This is a genomic window from Arthrobacter sp. 49Tsu3.1M3, from assembly GCF_900168135.1.
Taxonomy (GTDB): Bacteria; Actinomycetota; Actinomycetes; order Actinomycetales; family Micrococcaceae; genus Arthrobacter.
Genome location: NZ_FUZD01000001.1, coordinates 418,573 through 437,072 on the forward strand (window position 1 = coordinate 418,573; position 18,500 = coordinate 437,072).

At 66.6% G+C, this 18,500-nt stretch carries 15 protein-coding genes; 4 read left to right on the plus strand and 11 right to left on the minus strand.

Annotated features, from left to right (window positions below):
* Window positions 1-33: 33 nt before the first annotated feature.
* A complete protein-coding gene (rfaE2, locus tag B5X90_RS02055; protein WP_256860008.1) occupies window positions 34-1,644 on the minus strand; it encodes a D-glycero-beta-D-manno-heptose 1-phosphate adenylyltransferase in 1,611 nt (536 codons plus the stop codon).
* Window positions 1,645-1,945: 301 nt separating this feature from the next.
* Between rfaE2 and B5X90_RS02060 the strand changes: the two genes are divergently transcribed.
* Window positions 1,946-3,103, plus strand: a complete 1,158-nt coding sequence (locus B5X90_RS02060; protein WP_143264616.1) for a glycosyltransferase family 9 protein — start codon at window positions 1,946-1,948, stop codon at window positions 3,101-3,103.
* On the opposite strand, the gene B5X90_RS02065 is transcribed toward B5X90_RS02060, so the two are convergent.
* The 7 genes from B5X90_RS02065 to B5X90_RS02095 form a co-directional block, all read right to left on the minus strand.
* The gene (locus B5X90_RS02065; protein WP_079549832.1) at window positions 3,069-3,782 is read right to left on the minus strand and encodes an SDR family oxidoreductase; all 714 of its coding nucleotides are present in this window, start codon (window positions 3,780-3,782) and stop codon (window positions 3,069-3,071) included. The genes B5X90_RS02060 and B5X90_RS02065 overlap by 35 nt on opposite strands.
* Before the next feature lie 85 nt (window positions 3,783-3,867).
* Window positions 3,868-5,271 carry a PfkB family carbohydrate kinase gene (locus B5X90_RS02070; protein WP_079549998.1) on the minus strand — a complete coding sequence of 468 codons (1,404 nt, stop codon included), beginning with the start codon at window positions 5,269-5,271 and terminating at the stop codon, window positions 3,868-3,870.
* Entirely contained in the window at window positions 5,268-5,987 is a 720-nt protein-coding gene (locus B5X90_RS02075; protein ID WP_256860009.1) for a D-sedoheptulose-7-phosphate isomerase, read from the minus strand. Before B5X90_RS02075 ends, B5X90_RS02070 begins: the two co-directional genes overlap by 4 nt.
* Window positions 5,984-7,264 carry a glycosyltransferase gene (locus tag B5X90_RS02080; protein WP_079549833.1) on the minus strand — a complete coding sequence of 427 codons (1,281 nt, stop codon included), beginning with the start codon at window positions 7,262-7,264 and terminating at the stop codon, window positions 5,984-5,986. The genes B5X90_RS02075 and B5X90_RS02080 overlap by 4 nt, the downstream gene beginning before the upstream one ends.
* Window positions 7,261-8,277, minus strand: a complete 1,017-nt coding sequence (locus B5X90_RS02085) for a glycosyltransferase (RefSeq protein WP_079549834.1) — start codon at window positions 8,275-8,277, stop codon at window positions 7,261-7,263. The genes B5X90_RS02080 and B5X90_RS02085 overlap by 4 nt, the downstream gene beginning before the upstream one ends.
* Window positions 8,274-9,350 carry a glycosyltransferase family 9 protein gene (locus B5X90_RS02090; RefSeq protein WP_079549835.1) on the minus strand — a complete coding sequence of 359 codons (1,077 nt, stop codon included), beginning with the start codon at window positions 9,348-9,350 and terminating at the stop codon, window positions 8,274-8,276. Before B5X90_RS02090 ends, B5X90_RS02085 begins: the two co-directional genes overlap by 4 nt.
* Complete coding sequence (locus B5X90_RS02095) at window positions 9,347-9,901, minus strand: D-glycero-alpha-D-manno-heptose-1,7-bisphosphate 7-phosphatase (protein WP_079549836.1); 555 nt, start codon at window positions 9,899-9,901, stop codon at window positions 9,347-9,349. The genes B5X90_RS02090 and B5X90_RS02095 overlap by 4 nt, the downstream gene beginning before the upstream one ends.
* 97 nt (window positions 9,902-9,998) lie before the next feature.
* Between B5X90_RS02095 and B5X90_RS02100 the strand changes: the two genes are divergently transcribed.
* Window positions 9,999-10,946 (plus strand): glycosyltransferase family 9 protein, encoded by a 948-nt coding sequence (locus tag B5X90_RS02100; protein ID WP_079549837.1) that lies wholly within the window; start codon window positions 9,999-10,001, stop codon window positions 10,944-10,946.
* Here B5X90_RS02100 and B5X90_RS02105 read toward each other — a convergent pair.
* The gene (locus tag B5X90_RS02105; protein ID WP_079550000.1) at window positions 10,904-11,674 is read right to left on the minus strand and encodes a sigma-70 family RNA polymerase sigma factor; all 771 of its coding nucleotides are present in this window, start codon (window positions 11,672-11,674) and stop codon (window positions 10,904-10,906) included. The genes B5X90_RS02100 and B5X90_RS02105 overlap by 43 nt on opposite strands.
* 330 nt (window positions 11,675-12,004) lie before the next feature.
* On the opposite strand from B5X90_RS02105, the gene B5X90_RS02110 reads away from it, so the two are divergent.
* Both B5X90_RS02110 and B5X90_RS02115 read left to right on the plus strand, forming a co-directional pair.
* Window positions 12,005-14,512, plus strand: coding sequence for a molybdopterin oxidoreductase family protein (locus B5X90_RS02110; protein WP_256860010.1), 2,508 nt, complete (start codon window positions 12,005-12,007; stop codon window positions 14,510-14,512).
* Window positions 14,509-14,970, plus strand: a complete 462-nt coding sequence (locus tag B5X90_RS02115) for a hypothetical protein (RefSeq protein ID WP_079549838.1) — start codon at window positions 14,509-14,511, stop codon at window positions 14,968-14,970. The genes B5X90_RS02110 and B5X90_RS02115 overlap by 4 nt, the downstream gene beginning before the upstream one ends.
* A 121-nt stretch (window positions 14,971-15,091) precedes the next feature.
* Here the strand turns inward: B5X90_RS02115 and ppsA are convergent, their stop codons facing one another.
* Window positions 15,092-17,506 carry a phosphoenolpyruvate synthase gene (ppsA, locus tag B5X90_RS02120; RefSeq protein ID WP_079549839.1) on the minus strand — a complete coding sequence of 805 codons (2,415 nt, stop codon included), beginning with the start codon at window positions 17,504-17,506 and terminating at the stop codon, window positions 15,092-15,094.
* Window positions 17,507-17,657: 151 nt separating this feature from the next.
* Window positions 17,658-18,476 (minus strand): pyruvate, water dikinase regulatory protein, encoded by an 819-nt coding sequence (locus tag B5X90_RS02125; RefSeq protein WP_079549840.1) that lies wholly within the window; start codon window positions 18,474-18,476, stop codon window positions 17,658-17,660.
* Window positions 18,477-18,500: the final 24 nt, after the last annotated feature.

An 18,500-nucleotide genomic window follows, 5' to 3' on the forward strand; every position in this document is an offset into this window, starting at 1 on the left:
CGGCAGCTGTATCTTCGGTATCCGCGCTCTTCATCATCGCGATTTCCCCTCTGTGATCGAACTGATGGTCTTCTGCGGGCCGGCTGTGTCCCCGGCGTGGTCGGGGGATTTGCTGCGGGGTGTGGCATCGAAGCTGCGGATCCGGTCCACCACCGCAGTGGTGGACTGTTCAGGAACGTAGTCCAGGATCGCCACCCGGCCACCATAGCGTTCCACGACGGAGGTTTCTGCCAGCATTTCGGGGCTGTAGTCGCCGCCTTTTGCGTAGATCTCCGGACGGATCCTCTGGAGCAGGGGAATGGGCGTGGGAGTGTCGAAAACGGTGACATAGTCCACGCAGCTAAGGGCGGCAATCACGGCGGCACGGTCTGTGATGGTGTTAATGGGCCGCCCTGGCCCTTTCAACCGGCTGACGGATTCGTCGCTGTTCAGAGCCACCACCAGGACATCGCCCAACTGTTTGGCTTGATGGAGGTAACGGGTGTGGCCGCGGTGCAGGACGTCGAAGCACCCGTTGGTGAGAACCACGCGGCGTCCCTCCTCACGGTGTCGGCGCACCTGCCGGGCGAGCTCGTCGGCGTCGAGGGCGGACCCGGTGAACCCCTCAAGATGACGGCTGAGATCCTCCGTGCTGCACACCGACGTTCCTTGACGATGCACTGCAACGTCGGCGGCGGCCTGGGCAAGATCAACGCTGGTGGTCAGCGGCAGCGACGCCGTCCGGGCAACTGTCAGCGCCGCAACGAAAGTGTCGCCTGCGCCGGATGCTTGAGCCTCCTGGACGGGACGTGCCCAGGTCCGGTGGACTTCCCCGGATTTGGGCAGCAGAACCGTCCCCTCGCGGTCCAGTGTCACAACGACCGCCTCCGCGCCGGCCGCTTCCAGCAGCTCGTTGCGGTGATCGACGACGGCGGCCGCGCGCTCGGGTCCGGCGGGGAGCTTAATGCCGAGCATGCCGGCAGCTTCCAGGGCGTTCGGGGTGGCCAGGTCCGGTTTAAGTCCGGCCCAGGCATGTGGCTGATGCGCGTCCACGACCAGCAGAAGATCCGAGCGTCGCGGCAGGACGTCAAACAGGGCGCTCCGTACCGCGCCGCTGAGCGCCCCGGTTCCGTAGTCACACAGGACCACTGCATCCTGATCCTGCAGCAATTGGGGAATGCATCCTGCCAGTCGACTCAAGGCCTCCGCCGGGGCCTCACCGGCGACATCGTCGAGCCGGAGCAGAATTTGGCCGCCGCTGCTGATCCGGATTTTCGTGGTTGTGGTCAGACCGGCGACCTGGTCGACGTAGGTGGCGTCCACGCCACCGTCCCTTAATTGGCGGAGCAGTTCGGCCGAAGCATCATCGCACCCCGTTACCCCTGCCAGTCGCACTTTGGCACCGAGGGCGGTCAGGTTCATGGCAGTATTGGCGGCGCCGCCCGGAGAGAATCTCCGCTGGCCGATTTCCAGGACCGGGGCCGGCGCCTCACGACAGAGCCTGTCAATGGATCCCGACCACCAGCCGTCGAGCATCACATCGCCGATGACGGTGATGGCGGGCTCAGCCGCCGCGAGCCGTCGGGGCAGCCAGCCGGTCAGGCCGCGCTGGTCCGAGAGGCCTGCCCGGCGCGCGTCGCCATCCTGCGGGAACGGGCTGGTCACGGCTTCGCCCCGCAGCGGCTGATCTGCACGATTCCTGGCATGTTGTTCCTTTCCGGCGGCCCATGGGTTTGAACGCGAACTGCCCTGTCAACGACCGGGCGGGAGAACACTCCTACGTAGACCCATACCCTCGCGCCGAGGCATCTACACCCCGCAGCCACGGACAGTTTCGTCCCCGACGTCCGGTGCCGGGGCGTGGAAACCCGGACAATTGCTCGCGCCGCGAAAGTAGCCAAAGGTTGCGTCCGGGATTTATGGTGGCCCCACACATGAGAACCGGACGGACAGGACGGGACGGGTGGTGGCGGACCTCAGAGCGGAATTCGGCGGAGCGGACATAGCAGGTTGGGGAGTCGGGCCGGTGCTGGAAAAATTCCGGAAAGTCTCTCGGATCGCGGTCCTGCGGGGCGGCGGCCTGGGTGACCTGCTGTTTGCCCTGCCGGCAGTGTCGGCGCTCGTCGCGGCTTACCCCGGGGCCACTGTCACGATGCTGGGTACCCCCGTCCACGCTGACCTGCTGGGAGGCACCCTGGGGCCGGTCAGGGATGTCCGGGTGCTGCCCATAGCGGAAGGCCTGAGGCCCGGCAGGGAAGACCCCGCAGCGATCGACGCCTTCCTGGCCTCGATGCGGGACGAGGAATTCGACCTCGCGGTTCAGCTCCATGGCGGCGGCCGCTACTCCAATCCGTTCCTGCTGCGCTTGGGTGCCCGCCACACCGTGGGAACGCGGACGGCCGACGCTGCGCCACTGGAGCGTAGCGTCCCGTACGCCTATTACCAGCACGAGCCGCTTCGAGGGCTGGAGGTGGCGGGACTGGCCGGCGCTCCCCCGGTTGGCCTGGAAGCCAAGCTGCGGCCACAGGACCGGCACCAGTCCAAGGTCAGGGAATTCCTCCGCCGCCTCCGCGACGGCCCGGCAACCCCTGTTGTGGCTGTCCATCCCGGCGCCATGGATCCCCGCCGTCGCTGGCCGGCGGTGAAGTTTGGCGAGGTGGCGGCGGCCTGCGCCGCCGACGGCTGCCGTGTGGTGGTACTGGGCACCGCGGACGAACGGCAACTCGCCGACGAGGTCGTGACGGCGGCCGGCTCAGACCGGGTCATTTCGCTGGCCGGCACACTGAGCCTGGGGGCCCTGGCGGCGTTGTTGGACAGCTGCGCTGTGTTGCTGGGCAATGACAGCGGCCCCCGTCACTTGGCCCAAGCCGTCGGGACTCCGACTGTGGGCTTGTACTGGGTGGGCAACCTGATCAATGCAGGCCCGCTCGGCCGAAGCCTGCACCGCGTCCATTTGTCATGGGTGACGCGGTGCCCGCAATGCGGCGCCGACCTCACCCAGGTGGGTTGGACGGCGCCGCGCTGCGAGCACGATTCCTCCCTCCTGGCGGGAATCAGTCCGGCGGACGTTTACGCGGACGTCCGGTTGTTCACGGCCAGGACCCCTCTTGCGCATGGCAGATGAGCAACTCGCGGACTTCACAGCCCGGAGGCTGGGAAAGTGCAAACATCACTGCCTGCGCCACCCTGGCCGGATCGTTCAGGCGCGAACCGTCCTGGGGCTTGTACTTCTCGGCCCGCTCGTCGAAGAACCGGGTATTCATCCCGCCCGGAATCAGCGTGGTCACGCCGATCTCTGCACCCGTCTCCGCGGCAAGCGCCTGGCTGAATCCGATGACGCCGAACTTGGATGCGCAGTATGCCGAAGCCTCCGGCAGCGCCCGCAGCCCCAACGTCGAGGCCACAGTGACAACCCGGCCGTGCGAGGATTTCAGGTACGGCAGGGCAGCCCGCACCACCGAGACTGTACCGAGGAGATTGACGAAGATGACCTGTTCCCAGTCGTCTGCCGGGACGTCTTCGAGCTTTCCGCACCGGTCAATTCCTGCCGCCGTCACCACCGCGTCCAAACCGCCCAAGGCCTCCGCGGCCTGGGCGATGGCGGCCGTCACCGCTGCCCGGTCAGCAACATCCACTTCGAGGGCCTTCGCCGCGGACACGTTCCGGACATCGCGGTCGAGGACGAACGGCGTCCCGCCGGCGTCGAGCACTGCGTTGACGACGGCGGCACCAAGTCCTGATCCTCCTCCGCTCACCACCACCCTGCCGGGCGTGGATGGGGCAGGTGGGCTAAACCTCTTCATGGTGTTCCTTTCATTGGCGGCCAATACCTGGCCGGTATGGATTCACGGGAATTGGGTTCCGCGATCTGGCGATTTCCAGCCTGCGTCAGCCCACGCGGGCCAGCGCCGCGGCGAGCAGGGTCGTGGAGCGGGCAGGGTGGTAGGGAACGGTTAGGCAACGGCCTCCCCAGCTCTCCACCAAGGCGGACTCGGGCAGTTGTGCGGCCTCGTAGTCTCCGCCCTTCACCCAGATGTCCGGGCGCAACCGTTCAAGGCACCGTTCCGGGGTGTCCTCGTCAAACACCACTACGGCGTCGACGCTTTCGAGGGAAAGCAGCAGCTCAGACCTGTCCTGTTCGCCCATGATGGGACGGCTTGCCCCCTTGATGCGGCGGGACGAGGCATCTGAGTTCAGGCAGACAACGAGGCAGTCACCCAGGGCTCTGGCTGCTGCGAGGGTGCGGGCGTGTCCGGCGTGCAGGAGATCGAAGCACCCGCCGGTCGCAACCACGATTCCACCGTTTTGCCGCACCTGGCGGATGCATTCCAGCGCGTCGGTTTCCTGTCCGGGGAACGGAAGTGGCGGAGGCGCCGCGGGCAGGGCGGCAACGCCGCCTGTTGCCAGGAATGAAGAGGCCTCCCGGACCGCTTGGCGGCAGGATTCTTCGAGACCCCGTCCGGCCATAAGGTGGACCGCAAGACTGGCCGCGAGCTTGTCGCCCGCACCGCAAGCATCAGCCACAGCGGTCCTCGGCGCCGGGAGCTGAACAGGCGCGGGTGACGACTCCCGCACGAGAATTGCTCCCTGTCCGCCCTGTGTCACGAGGACGGCCCTGCTGCGCCAATGCCGCAGCAGCTTGCCCGCGAGTTCACCGGCCCACGCCATCGAGTCCGCCCCTGCCTCCGGGAACGGAGCGGCCGGCTCCCTGGCCCTGAGGGCGGCCGCGATGTTGGAGGCCTCGGAGTGGTTTGGCGTGACGACGGCGACGCCTGGCACGGGATCGGCTCCGGCCGGGTGCGGGTCCCAGATGACGGGGATGTCCCGGGCAAGGCGCTCGAGTGCAGTGCGCAGGGCACGGTTCGACGTCAACCCGCGGCCGTAATCCGCCACGACCACGGCCCCGGCTCCCTCCAGTGCCTGGAGCATGTCTGGCGTCACTTCCGGCAGGGGCCGGCACTGGCAACCTTCATCAAACCGGGCCACCGGGTGCCCTCCTGCCCGCAGGCGGGTCTTGACCGGCGTCGGTGCTCCTGACGGGCCGGCGACCACGGTGATGCCGCTCAGCTGTTCCAGGAGCCGATGGCTTGGCTCGTCCCGGCCAAGTGCGGTCACGAGGCACACCTGGTGGCCGTCGTTCCTCAGCATCCGGGCCACGAGCCCGGCGCCCCCGGCTCTCGCCCTGACGGCCGTGACGTCCACGACGGGCACTGGCCCGTCCGGGCAGAGCCGGGTCGCCGAACCGTCAAGGTCAACGTCGAGCAGCACGTCACCCACAACCGCGATCGTCATGGCCGCCCCCATTGCTGCTGTTCCTGCCGGTCCAGTCGATGGATCTCGGCGTCGAACGCCCGACACATTGCGTGCAAGGCGATCAGATGGCACTCCTGGACGTTGGCCGCGGGCCCATCGATGGCAATCGCTTCATCGCAACAGAGCGACAGGGGGTTCGGCCCCGGGCCGGTCATAGCCCACGTCGTGACGCCCACCCGGGCAGCAGCCTCGGCCGCGCGGAGGAGGTTGGGGCTTTTTCCGCTTGTGGACAGCAGCATCAGGATGTCCCGGGGGCGGCCGTGCGCCCGCACTTGCCGGGCGTAAAGCTCCTCGAAGCCGTAATCATTGGCGATGGCTGTCACCGCGGAGGTCTCGGCGTGCAATGAAATGGCGGAGAACGGCGCCCTTTCGGCGTCGAAACGCCCCACCAGTTCGGCCGTGAGATGCTGGGCCTCTGCCGCGGAACCGCCGTTCCCGGCGGCAAGCAGGCGGTTTCCCCCAAACAGCCGCCGGGCAAGTTCCTCGCCCCAGGCTGCCAACGTTGGGGACTGGCTCAGCAACGATTCCAGGGACGGCACCACACATCGCAGGTGCGCCTGGACAGCTGCGACCGAATCAGGACGAGGCTTGGTGTCCGCACTTTCGCCACCATGAACCGCTGACGACACCAGGCCGGTCCACGGGACCGATCGGGGTGTGATTTGTGCCTGCGTAAGCGGCGGCTCGATAGTCACAGCACTGCTCCTTCCACGGCGTGCACTTGGCCGGCGGCGCCGAGCCGCCTGGCCGTCGCGTTTGCGGTGACGGTCTGCAAATAAGCCTTCTCCGTCTCGGCCGCGACCCGGTCCCAGCTGTAGCGGGCCCGTGCACGCTGCTGGCCTGCGCGGCCCAGTTCCTCCCGCAGCCCCTTATCGGACAGCAGACGGGCGAGAGCTGCAGCGGTGGCCCTGGGGTCCAAAGGCGGAACGTGCAGGCCCGTGCTGCCGTCCACTACGGTGTCCCTGAGGCCGCCCACGGCGGAGGCGACCACCGGGACGCCGCAAGCCATGGCTTCGAGGGGCACGATGCCGAACGGTTCATACCACGGGGTACACGCGACGGCGTCTGCGCTGCGGAAGATCTCCGGCATGGCCTCCCGGGGCAATTGTCCACGGAAGATGACGTGCTCCCGGACACCGAGTTCCGCAGCGATGGCCAGCAGGCGACGGCCTTCGGCGTCTGACTCGGTCGCTGTGGCATCGCCTCCGCCGCCGACGATCAGGAGCTCGACGTCGCCAAATCCGGCGTCCCTTAGCAGCGGCAGCGCCCGGATGACCACCTCGACGCCCTTTCGGGGCACGAGACGTCCGACAGACAGGATTCGGTGGGTCCTGTTGCGTTTGTCGGCCCGTCCGGAGCCGGTAAAGAGATCCAAATCGACCCCGCATGGGGCTATCGAGATCTTCTCCGGAGGGATCCCCATCGCCTTGAGCTCAAAGACTTCGTCGGAGCACGTGGCGATGATCCGGTCCGCACCTTGGCCGACAGACGGCTCCAGCCATTGCCTCTCAACGGGGCTGGTGTCCGCCAGGCCCTGATGTCGGCGTTTGACTGTGCCGAGGGCGTGGAAGGTCTGGACCACCGGGAGGTGGACGCTGCCGCCCGGCTTGCGCCGCGCCGCGTCAAGCGCCGCCACGCCGGACATCCAGAAGTGCCCATGCACCAGATCAGGTGGCCGTCGCGCCCAATCGTGTGCCAATCCGTTCGCCAGTTCCCCCATGAATGGAAGGAGTTCGTCCTTGGGAACCGGCGCTGTTGGGCCGGCCTGGACGTGGACCACTTCCAGACGCGGCGAGATCCGGACCCTGCCCGGCAGGTCCTCTGCGTCCCGCCTGGTGTACACCGTGACGTCGTGGCCGCGCCTCGCCAGGGCGGCCGACAGGGCTGCCACGTGGACGTTCTGCCCCCCGGCATCGACTCCGCCGAGGGCGGCCAGCGGGCTGGCGTGCTCGGAAACCATTGAAATTTTCACTGGCTCTTCCCTTCTCGAGTTGGACTGAGGAGCCGGCCGGTGCGGAAGCGCGGGTCGGTCACATCCCCCAGCAGGACATCCCAGGCAGCGAGGAAGGGCTGGAGGCCATACCGTTCCAGGGCCACCTCGCGGGCAATGTCACCGCGCCGTCTTGCTTCCTGCGGGTCGTCGATGAGCACCCTCGCGGTGCGCACGAGTTCGTCGACGTCGGTGGAGATCGCTCCCGCTTCGGGCGGCAGTGCGCGTATCGCCTCCGTGGTCGCCAGCGCTACTGCGGGCATGCCGAGGTGCATGGCCTCGAGAAGTGCCAGGCCAAGCGAGGTCCAGCGGAAGGGGTGGAGGTAGACGCGGCAGCGGGACATTTCCCGGTGCAGTTCGTGCGTGGGCAGGTCTCCGCAGATTGTGAGCCTTTGGGGCGGCAATGCGACGGCGGCCCGCAACCCGTGGGTGCCCATGCCGAATATCCGCAACGGCGCCGCCGCAGTAAACCGGTCCAGGAGGTCCGAGCCGGTCACCCGCCACCGCCGGACGGGCTCGTTGATGACGGCTGCCAGCTCCGGGAACTCCCCGGTGTAGGTATGCCCGGGATCAGGGATGCCGTGCTCAATCACGAGCGTGGGCGCGGCGCCGTTATCCCAGAACAGTTCATTGAAATGCGTGACGTGGACGATGGGTATGAACTGCTGGTCTGCCAGCGGATGCACCGAATTCGGCACGTTCCCCTTGGGGGTGTTGTGCTCTACATAGGCTGCCGGCAGGTCTTTTCCGGGCCGTCGGCCCAAGACCCGGGTCACCTCGCCCAGTTCCTCCGGCCGTTGCAGCACCACGGCATCCACGCTGTCGGCATCAAGGTCGTCGAGCCGGACTTCGCGGACAGAGGCAGGCCATGGCCGACCAGCCCGGCCCAGACCCCATGGCCCACGTTCGGGCAGGAATGGCAGGAGGTACTCATGGGCACCGCGGACGAACGCGTCCGTCCAGGATCCATGTACGTGCCACAGCAGGATTCTCATGGGTGTCGCACCTTTCGCCGGGTGGAGAGCGAGGACACCCCTCCGATGAGCCGTTCCACTGCATCCACGAGCTGTTCGGGAGCCACAGTCGACAGGCAAGGATGGCCCGGGACCGGGCACTCTGTGGCACGGCTGAGTTTGCAGGGCGCGTTCTGGTCACCGAGGATTTCCAGGGGCGCGCCGTAGGGAGCCCATCGGATCGCGGGCACCACGGGCGAGAACAGGCATGCCACCGGCGTACCCAGTGCGGCGGCGAGGTGGGCGGGCCCTGTGTTTCCGGTTACCAGAGCTTCGGCTCCGGCAAGGACACCGGCCAGGGCCTTCAGGTCCGTGCGGCCGCCCAGGTCCAAAGCGGATGGGCCGGCGACTGTTGCCGTGAGGGCTGTTTCGCCGGGCCCCCCTGTCACCACTACCCGGTGTCCTGCCCCTTCGAGCAGTTCAACGGCCGCGGCGTGATGCAACGGAGGCCACGCTCGTGACGGGGCGGACGCCCCGGGGTGGACCACGACGTACGGCTCCTCCCCCACCAGATCCCGGACATCGGGATAATCCTGCACCCTGAGCTTCCCGGAATCTCCGCGTGGCAAGGTAAACCCGGCTGCCTGGGCGATGCCGAGTGCACGTTCGGCTTCAGGCTGGTCTTCCGGAAAATCCTCACCGGGCCTGAGTCGAACGTCCATCAGACTGCCGGCATAATCCACTGAAGCTCCCGTGATCCGTCCGACCCCGGCAAGCCGCAACAACAAGGCCAGCGGCAACGGAGACTGGTGGAAGGACGTCAGAATGACGGCCTCAGTGACCCTCGAGTCCCTCACGAACGATGTCAGGGTGTCCAGATGGGGCGCGTCGACCTGTGGAGCAGGCTTCACGATCCACGGGCAACTCCAGCTGTAGACCTCGGATACGCCAGGCAGGAGGGACGCAGCTGGTTCTCCTTGGGGGCCGCACAACACGATGACATCGTTCGGCGTCCCGCCGTCCGGATGCCGCCCGTGCGCGACTGCCCGGATCGCGGGCCCGGCAAGCAGGACATCGCCGACTCCGTCCAGCCGAGCCACCAGGACGCGGCTCACGGAGAGGTCCGTCCGGACGGTGCCTTCATCAAAAGGCAGAGCGCGGAACGAAGATCGTCAGCGACCTCTGGAGCAGCGTCAACTTCCGCCGGTAGTGTCAGGGGCGTGGGGACCATGATGCCGCGGGCGCCCGCCGCGCGGGCCGCCTCAACGTCAGCTCCGATGTCGCCGACGTAGGCGGCCTCGGCGGTAGTGATGCCCAACCGGCGGCACGCCCCGCAAATCATGGAGGGTGCCGGTTTCCGGCAGTTGCAGCCGTCCTCGGGCCGGTGCGGACACAGTTCCCAGACATCGAATCGCCCCAGGAACTGCTCAACCCGAAGATTGACCGCCGCAACCTGCTCTGAGGTCAGGATCCCGCGGCCTATCCCCGATTGGTTGCTCACGACGCCTACGGCAATTCCCATGGACCTAAGGGTTTGCAGCACGTCCCTGGCGTGAGGCATCGGTTTCACCAAGGTGGGATCGCCGTTGTACGGCACGTCACGGATCAGGGTGCCGTCGCGGTCGAACAGTACGGCCCTCAGCTTTGGTCCGGCAAAAAGTCCCATAAGTGCCTTGTTCCCCGATATCAGTCCAGCTAAACGCCCGACGGGTCCATCTCCGGACTAAAATCCGAAATCAGGCGAACTCGGAGGGGCGGCCACGATGGGCGGATTTCGAGAAGATGGAAGGCCGGTACTGCTGGTCCTACGGGCGCTGCAGCTCGGCGATCTGCTGGTTGCCGTCCCGGCCCTGCACGCCCTGCGCCGCGCGTACCCCAACCACCGCCGGCTGTACGCGGCACCAAGCTGGCTCGGCGAGGCGGTAGAGCTGGTCGGGGGTTTCGAACTGCTGCAGGCTCAAGGGCTAAATGAACCACTGGCGCTGAAACCCGGGATTGTGGATGTTGCGGTGAACCTCCACGGCCGCGGCCCCGAGAGCCAATCCCGAATCGAAGCGCTCCGGGCAACCCGGGTGATCGCCCACGACGGGGGCGCTGGTCACGGTTCCGGGCCGGCTTGGGTGGAGGGCATCCACCAGCGTGAGCGCTGGACGCGGCTACTGCAATGGCATGGAATCGCCGCCGACGCCGAGGATCTGCGCCTGGCCGTCCCGGCCGCCCCGACGCCGCAGCCGGGGGCCACCGTGGTCCATGTGGGTGCTGCCTACGGCAGCCGATTGTGGCCTGCCGGACGGTTCACCGAGGTTGCTGGACTCTTGCGGGACGCCGGGCACAGCGTGCTCTTCACCGGCAGCGCTGCGGAGCGGGGCCGCGCCGCGGAAGTGGCCAGCGGCGCCGGGTTCCGGGCCGATGCCGTCCTTGCAGGCCGCCAGCCGCTAGGGGAATTCGCGGCTCTGATCGCCGACGCCCGCCTGGTCATCTCGGCTGACACGGGCGCGGCCCACCTCGCGTCGGCCTACGGGCGGCCCTCCGTTGTGCTCTTCGGGCCAGCCACGCCGGCGGAATGGGGTCCTCCTCCAGGGCCGCACATCGCCTTGACCAAAGCCGAGCTGCGCCGCGGCGACCCCTTTGCCGGGGACCCGGATCCTGCGCTTTTGGGTGTCTCTGTTCACGATGTGCTCGAAGCGGTTCGCGAGCTTGGGTTGCTCTGAGATTCCGTTTCCGAGAGCCGCCGCTGCAGTTGCACGAGCACCCGTGAAAGCCGGCGCGAGATTTGCATCTGCGACACCCCAAACCGCGCGCCCAACTCCGCCTGGCTCTCCCCGCAAAAATAGCGCCGATACAACAGTGCCCTCTCCGGGGCGGAGAGCTCGCCGATGACCCGGGTCAGGCACATCACTTCCTCAAGCCGCTCAAATCCCGGCTCCTGCACCGCTGGCTCTTCCGCGGCCGGCGCCCCGTCACCGCGGCTGTCGGAACTATCGAGCGAATCGGGGCGCATGCTGGAAACAGCTGCCGCTGCCTCCAGGACGGACCCGACCGTTGCGTCCAGTTCCCGCGCCAGCTCCGCAGGAGTGGGGGTGCGGCCGAGCCTCTGTGCCAGGGCCGGCTCAGTGCGCAGGAGTTCGGCACGGAGGAGCTGTATGCGGCGCGGAGGGCGGACGACCCAGCAACGGTCGCGCAGATAGCGTTTCAATTCCCCGGTGATAGTGGGGGCGGCAAAGCCCGGGAAGGTGGTGCCTCTGGATTCGTCGAACGCTCTAGCCGCCTTGACGAGTCCCAGATAGGCCACCTGGATCAGGTCTTCCCGCTCGTAGCCCCGGCCAGCGAAACGTACCGCCAGGGACTCAGCAAGATCCAAGTAATCAAGGACAAGCCGGTTCTCGAATGCCTGGCGGATCTGCCCGTGCGGGGCCGGAATTTTCCTGGAGTCAGCCATGTCAGTGGTCCCTTTGAACATGGATTCTGGTCTAGCCCGTGGCAGGACTTAGAAGCAGGAAAACATAAGTCTACTTATAATTCAATCCCCTTTCTTCTCGGAAACTCCGTGGCGCGGAGCCCATCGGCGCGATGCCGCGACGGGACTCTTCGGAAAATACTGGACTGCTGCTAAGCCTGCTGATAAATCTTGTGATTGGGCCGATGTTTCAACAACGGGCCCCGCACTTCAATGGCCCCATCGGTCTCTCCAACAGCCGGGGCCGCCCGATGTGCCGGATCCGGGAACTGCGGGGGCCGCTCCTAACGTGCAGGGCAGCTGAACAGGAGGATGACAGTGGTTGACCGGATCGCCGAGATTTGGGGCACACGAACCCCCTACGCGAAGGACGGCGCGTGGCCGGTTCGGGTGGACCAGGCTCTGGATGCGACCGTCACCGATGGCGACGTGGATCAATGGGTTCAGTCGGCCTGTGTGCTCTGCAGCAACGGCTGCGCGTGCGACATCGCGGTAAAAAACGGGGCCATGGTCGGGATCCGCGGCCGCGCAGGGGATCTGGTCAACCATGGCCGGCTTGGACCCAAGGGCCTCTTTGCAAGCTGGCAGGGGATCTCCGGGAAGGACCGGCTCAAGCGGCCCCTGATCCGCGAGAACGGCCGGCTGGTCGAATGCGACTGGGATACCGCAATGGACCGGATCACACAGCGAAGCCGGCAGCTGCTGGAGGAACGGGGGCCCCTCAGCCATGGTTTCTACACCAGCGGCCAGCTGTTCCTCGAGGAGTATTACGCCCTTGCCGTCCTCGGCAAGGCCGGCATTGGCACTCCCCACATGGACGGAAATACCCGCCTCTGCACGGCGACGGCCGCTGCAGCGTTGAAGGAGTCTTTCGGGGCGGATGGCCAGCCCGGAACATACGCCGACATCGACAGTTGCGAAGCGATCTTCCTTTACGGGCACAACATGGCCGAAACTCAGACCGTGCTGTGGTCGCGTGTTCTTGACCGCCTGGCGGGACCGGACCGCCCAAAGCTCGTCTGCGTTGATCCGCGCGACACGGAAGTCGCGCGCTGCGCGGACGTTCATCTCGCTGTCCGGCCCGGAACGAATCTCGCACTGATGAACGCCCTGGTCCATGAAGTCCTGGCGAACCGCTGGTTCGATGAGGAGTACGTGAAGGCGCATACGCTGGGCCTGGACGAACTCAAGGCCACGGTCGGGCCGTGGACGGCTGAGGCGGCCGCTGGAGTCTGCGATGTGAGCGCCGCCGACATCCGGGAAGCTGCCCGGATTTTCGGGACTTCGCCCCGGGTACTCTCGACAGTCCTTCAGGGCTTCTACCAGTCGGCCCAGGCTACCGCGGCATCCTGCCAGGTCAACAACCTGCACCTGCTTCGGGGGCTGCTGGGCCGGCCAGGGTGCGGGATTCTGCAGATGAACGGCCAGCCGACGGCGCAAAACAACCGCGAATGCGGGGCAGACGGCGACCTCCCCGGCTTCCGGAACTGGGAAAACCCGGAGCACGTCGCGGAACTCGCGCGGCTGTGGGACGTGGACCCCCTGACCATCCCGCACTGGGCTCCGCCGACCCATGCGATGCAGATCTTCCGCTACGCCGAACAGGGGTCGATCGAGTTCCTGTGGATTTCGGCAACCAACCCGGCCGTGTCCATGCCCGACCTGCCGCGGATCCGCGACGTCCTGGCCAAGCCCGGGCTGTTCCTGGTAGTTCAGGACCTCTACCTGACCGAGACGGCTCAGGTCGCCGACGTCGTACTTCCCGCAGCGGGCTGGGGCGAAAAGACCGGGACCTTCACGAACGTGAACCGGACTGTCCACCTCTCGGACAAGGCCGTGGAGCCGCCCGGGGAGGCCCGCAGCGATCTGGACATCTTTCTCGACTACGCCCGCCGCATGGGCTTCACCACCGTGCATGGCGAACCCCTGCTCCCTTGGTCCGGTCCCGAGGACGCCTTTGAGGCATGGAAGGCCTGTTCCCGCGGCCGGCCCTGCGACTACACCGGGATCAGCTACGACAGGCTCCGCGGCGGCAGCGGCATCCAGTGGCCCTGCAACGAAGAAAACCCGGACGGCAGGGAACGCCTCTACGGGGATGGCCTCTTCCCCACCGACCCGGACTATTGCGAAAGCTACGGCCACGACCTGCTGACCGGCGCCACGGCGGGTTCTGATTCCTTCAGGGCCCAAGCTCCCGGGGGCCGCGCCATCCTGAAAGCCGCGGACTACCATCCCCCGCACGAGGAGCCCGACGGCCGCTTCCCGTTCCGGTATACGACCGGCCGCACCGCGTACCACTTCCACACGAGGACCAAGACCGGAAGATCCCGGGTACTGACAAGCGCGGCCCCAACGGCGTGGGTGGAAATCAGCCCGGACGACGCCGGCCGGCTGGGAATCCGGGAAGGCGACCTCGTCAAGGTGACGTCCCGGCGGGGCCGGATCGAGGTCCCGGTCCGCGTCAGCGACATCCGAAACGGCACCGTCTTCGCACCTTTTCACTACGGCTATTGGGACCAGGATGGTGCCCCCGGAGAACACCCGACAGCCGCCAATGAACTCACGCTCACGGAGTGGGATCCCGTGTCCAAACAGCCCGTCTTCAAGAATGCCGCCGTGAGCGTCGAGAAGGCCGGCGACGCCGTGGGCCCCTCCCCTGCGCCCACTACAACCGCATCGCGCCCCGCTGCTGCCGCTGGGCCGCGGTCCGTACGGCCGACCGCTGGAGGCAAAGACGCCGAAGCCACAGAACAGATCGGTGGCTCGCCGCCCCGCTTTCCCGAAGCGGTCCGGCGCGGCCGGCAGGGAGGAACGCCATGAACCTGAAGATCTATCTGGGCATGCTTAACAAAGCCGAACAGACGCTGTCGGAGTCATTCCGCCAAGTGGCAGAAGGCCACGCCGCTGAGCCTGACGTGCACTTCCTGTGCCACACGCTGGCAACGCAGTGCGAGGAACACTGCCGGCTGCTGCTCCCCGTCGTTCAGCGCTACGGCGAGGACCGCTCAGATAACGAACCCGAACGACTTCATGCCGAAGGGCTGTCCGCCACGCGGGAGGGTCCGGTGGGCCTGCTGCGGGACCTCCAGGACCTCTATCTTCTGGCGAGCCTCGTCGACGTCACCTGGGCCATGGTCAAACAGGCAGGCTCGGCGCTCCGCGACAGGGAACTCCTTGACGTCGTGTCCCGCTGTGACAGCGAAACAGCCGTCCAGCTGCGCTGGTTGCAGACACGGATGAAGCAGGCAGCCCCGCAGGCGCTGGTTGTGGCGCGCTAAAAGCCCGGCATCCAACGCCTGAACCGCCGGCCAGGCAGCACGGTCCGGAATTCCCAGTCCGTGCTGCCTGGCCGGTATCTGTCTGTCTTGACCCGGGCTCTTTACCCGGGTGCGGCGGCGGTCAGTTCGCCCCGGCGACTGCCACAGCGGCGACGGCGCCGCCTGCCGGGCCGGCGAGCCGGAGCCAGGTGTCCACCACAGTGTCGGGGTTTAAGGAGACCGAATCGATGCCTTCCTCGACCAGCCATTCGGCGAAGTCCGCATGGTCGCTGGGACCCTGTCCGCAGATGCCGACATATTTGCCGCGCGCCTTGCAGGCCTTGATGGCCATGCTCAGGAGCTTTTTGACGGCCGGATCGCGTTCATCGAAGCCGCCCGAGACAATCGCGGAGTCCCGGTCCAGGCCGAGGGCCAGCTGGGTCATGTCGTTGGAGCCAATGGAGAACCCGTCGAAGTAGTCCAGGAACTCGTCGGCGAGCAGCGCGTTGGACGGGATCTCACACATCATGATCACCTCGAGGCCGTTCTCGCCGCGGGTGAGGCCGTTCTCCCCCAGCAGTTCAATGACGCCGCGGGCCTCGTCCAGGGTCCGCACGAACGGGATCATCAGCTTGACGTTTGTCAGCCCCATCTCGTTGCGGACGAAGGACAAGGCCTCGCACTCGAGGTCGAAGCAGTCCCGGAAGGACGGCTCCAGGTAGCGGGAGGCGCCGCGGAAGCCGATCATCGGGTTCTCTTCGTGCGGCTCGTAGGCGGGTCCGCCGATCAGGTTGGCGTACTCGTTGGACTTGAAGTCGGACATGCGCACAATCACGGGTTCCGGGGCGAAGGCCGCCGCGATGGTGGACACGCCTTCGGCCAGGCGCTTGATGTAGTAGTCGCGCGGACTCTCGTACGCGGCGATGCGCTCACGGATTTCCGCTGCGACATCCGCCGGCTGCTCGTCCAGGTTCAGCAGGGCCTTGGGGTGGATGCCGATCTGGCGGTTGATGATGAATTCGAGCCGGGCCAGGCCAACTCCGTGGTTGGGCAGCTGCGCGAACGTGAAGGCCTGCTCCGGGGTGCCGACATTCATCATGACCTTGACGGGAGCCTCGGGCAGCTGGGTGATCTCGGTTTGCTCGACGCTGAAGTCCAGGAGCCCTTCGTAGATCACGCCGGTTTCGCCGTCGGCGCAGGACACGGTCACGTCGAGGCCGTCGGAGAGGGCATCGGTGGCGTCCCCGGTGCCGACGACGGCGGGAATCCCCAGTTCCCGGGCGATGATGGCGGCGTGGCATGTGCGGCCGCCGCGGTTGGTCACGATGGCGGAGGCACGCTTCATGATCGGTTCCCAGTCCGGGTCGGTCATGTCGGCGACGAGGACATCACCGGTTTTGAAGGCGGCCATCTGATCGATCGCCGTGAGGATGCGGACGCTGCCGGCGCCAATGCGCTGGCCAATGGCGCGGCCCTCGACCAGCACGCGGCCGGTCCCGTTGAGCCGGAACCGGCTCAAGCTGCCGGAAGCACGGCGGGACTGCACGGTCTCCGGGCGCGCCTGCAGGATGTACAGGCCGCCGTCGATCCCGTCTTTGCCCCATTCGATGTCCATGGGGCGGCCGTAGTGGTTCTCGATGGCGACGGCGTGCCGGGCGAGCTGCTCGACGTCGTCGTCAGTGAGGCTGAACTGGTTCCGCAGGGACGCCTCGACCGGCACGAAGTCGATGGTGCGGCCGATTTCGCGGCTGCTCGTGTAGGTCATCTGCAGGGCTTTCTCGCCCAGTCCGCGTTTGAGGATGGCGGGCCGGCCGGCCTGCAGTGCGGGCTTGTAGACGTAAAACTCGTCGGGGTTGACGGCGCCCTGGACGACCGCCTCACCGAGGCCGTAGGAGGACGTGACGAACACGGCGTCCTGGAACCCGGACTCTGTGTCCATGGTGAACATGACGCCGGAGGCGCCGACGTCGGAGCGCACCATGCGCTGGATCCCGGCCGAGAGCGCCACCTCGGCGTGCTCGAACTTGTGGTGCACCCGGTAGGCGATCGCCCGGTCGTTGTAGAGGGACGCGAACACGTCCTTGATGGCGAGCAGGATGTTCTCGATGCCGCGGACGTTCAGGAAGGTTTCCTGCTGCCCGGCGAAGGAGGCATCGGGGAGGTCTTCCGCGGTCGCGCTGGAACGGACGGCCCAGGACAGGTCCTCCGAGCCGCCGTGCTTGTCCACCAGCTGCTGGTAGGAGTTCCGGATCTGCGCTTCGAAGTCAGGCAGGAAGGGCGTCTCGCGCATGAGGGCCCGGATCTCCTGCCCGGCGGCTGCCAGGGCGGTGACGTCATCGGTGTCCAGGCCGACCAGCCGGTCGGCGATCTTCTGGTCCAGGCCCGACTCCGCCAGGAAGTTGCGGTAGGCATCCGCGGTGGTGGCGAAGCCGTCGGGGACCTGGACGCCGGCGGAGGTCAGGTTCTGCACCATCTCACCGAGGGAGGCGTTCTTTCCGCCCACCCGGTCCAGGTCCTTGAGTCCGAGTTCTGAGAACCACAGGATGTCTGTCGTCATAGTTACTGCTCCTTTGCAGATGATGGCATGCAAGTGCGACGCCCCGCTTGCGGCGATGGCCGGTTGATGGGCGCAAGTCCTGTCCACAGTGACAGGTCTCCAGCACACTTTCCACATGACGTGCGCCACACTGAGTTTGTGAAATTTTTCCCTAATGCTTGAGGTTCATCCGCTGCAGGATGGTTGCCGCCATCTCCTCGACGGACACCGTGGCCGAATTCAGGTACGGAATCCTATGGGAGACGTACAGCTGCTCGGCGCTGCGCAGCTCGAAGCCGCACTGCCGCAGCGACGCGTAGGGTGAACCCCGGCGCCGTTCGGTGCGGATTTGGCTCAGGCGCAAGGGGTTGGAGGAGAGCCCGAAACACTTCTCAACGAAAGGCCTCAGCGGCTTGGGGAGCCCTTCCCGTTCAAAGTCTTCGTCCACCAGCGGGAAGTTCGCGGCGAAGATGCCGTGCTGCAGGGCCAAGTACATGGTGGTTGGCGTCTTTCCGCAGCGGGACGGCGCCACCAGGATGACTTGGGCCTTTTCGAGCGCCCGCAGGCTTTGGCCGTCGTCGTGTTCCATGGCGTATTCGACGGCGGCCATCCGGGATTGATACCGCTCCGCATTGCCCAGGCCGTGGGCCCTGCCGGGTTCGCCGCTGGCCGGGGAACCGAGGGCCTGCTCCAGCTGTCCGACATGAGTTCCGATGAGATCCACGATGATCCCCTGGCATGTACCCAGGACCTGACGGATCTCGCTGCTCACCGCGGTGGAAAAGACAATTGGCTGCAGGCCCGTGGCGGCCAGTTTATCGATCGTGCCGACCACCGTCCTGGCCTGTTCGACCGTGGTGATGAACGGGACGGTGATGCGGTCAAAGTGGTTGGCGGGGAACTGCGTCAGCAAGGTGTTGCCGAGCGTTTCGGCGGTGATGCCGGTGCTGTCCGAAAGGAAGTAGACAGGCCGAAGATCGTCTTTGGTCATGAACGCATTCTCCCCCACGCCCGG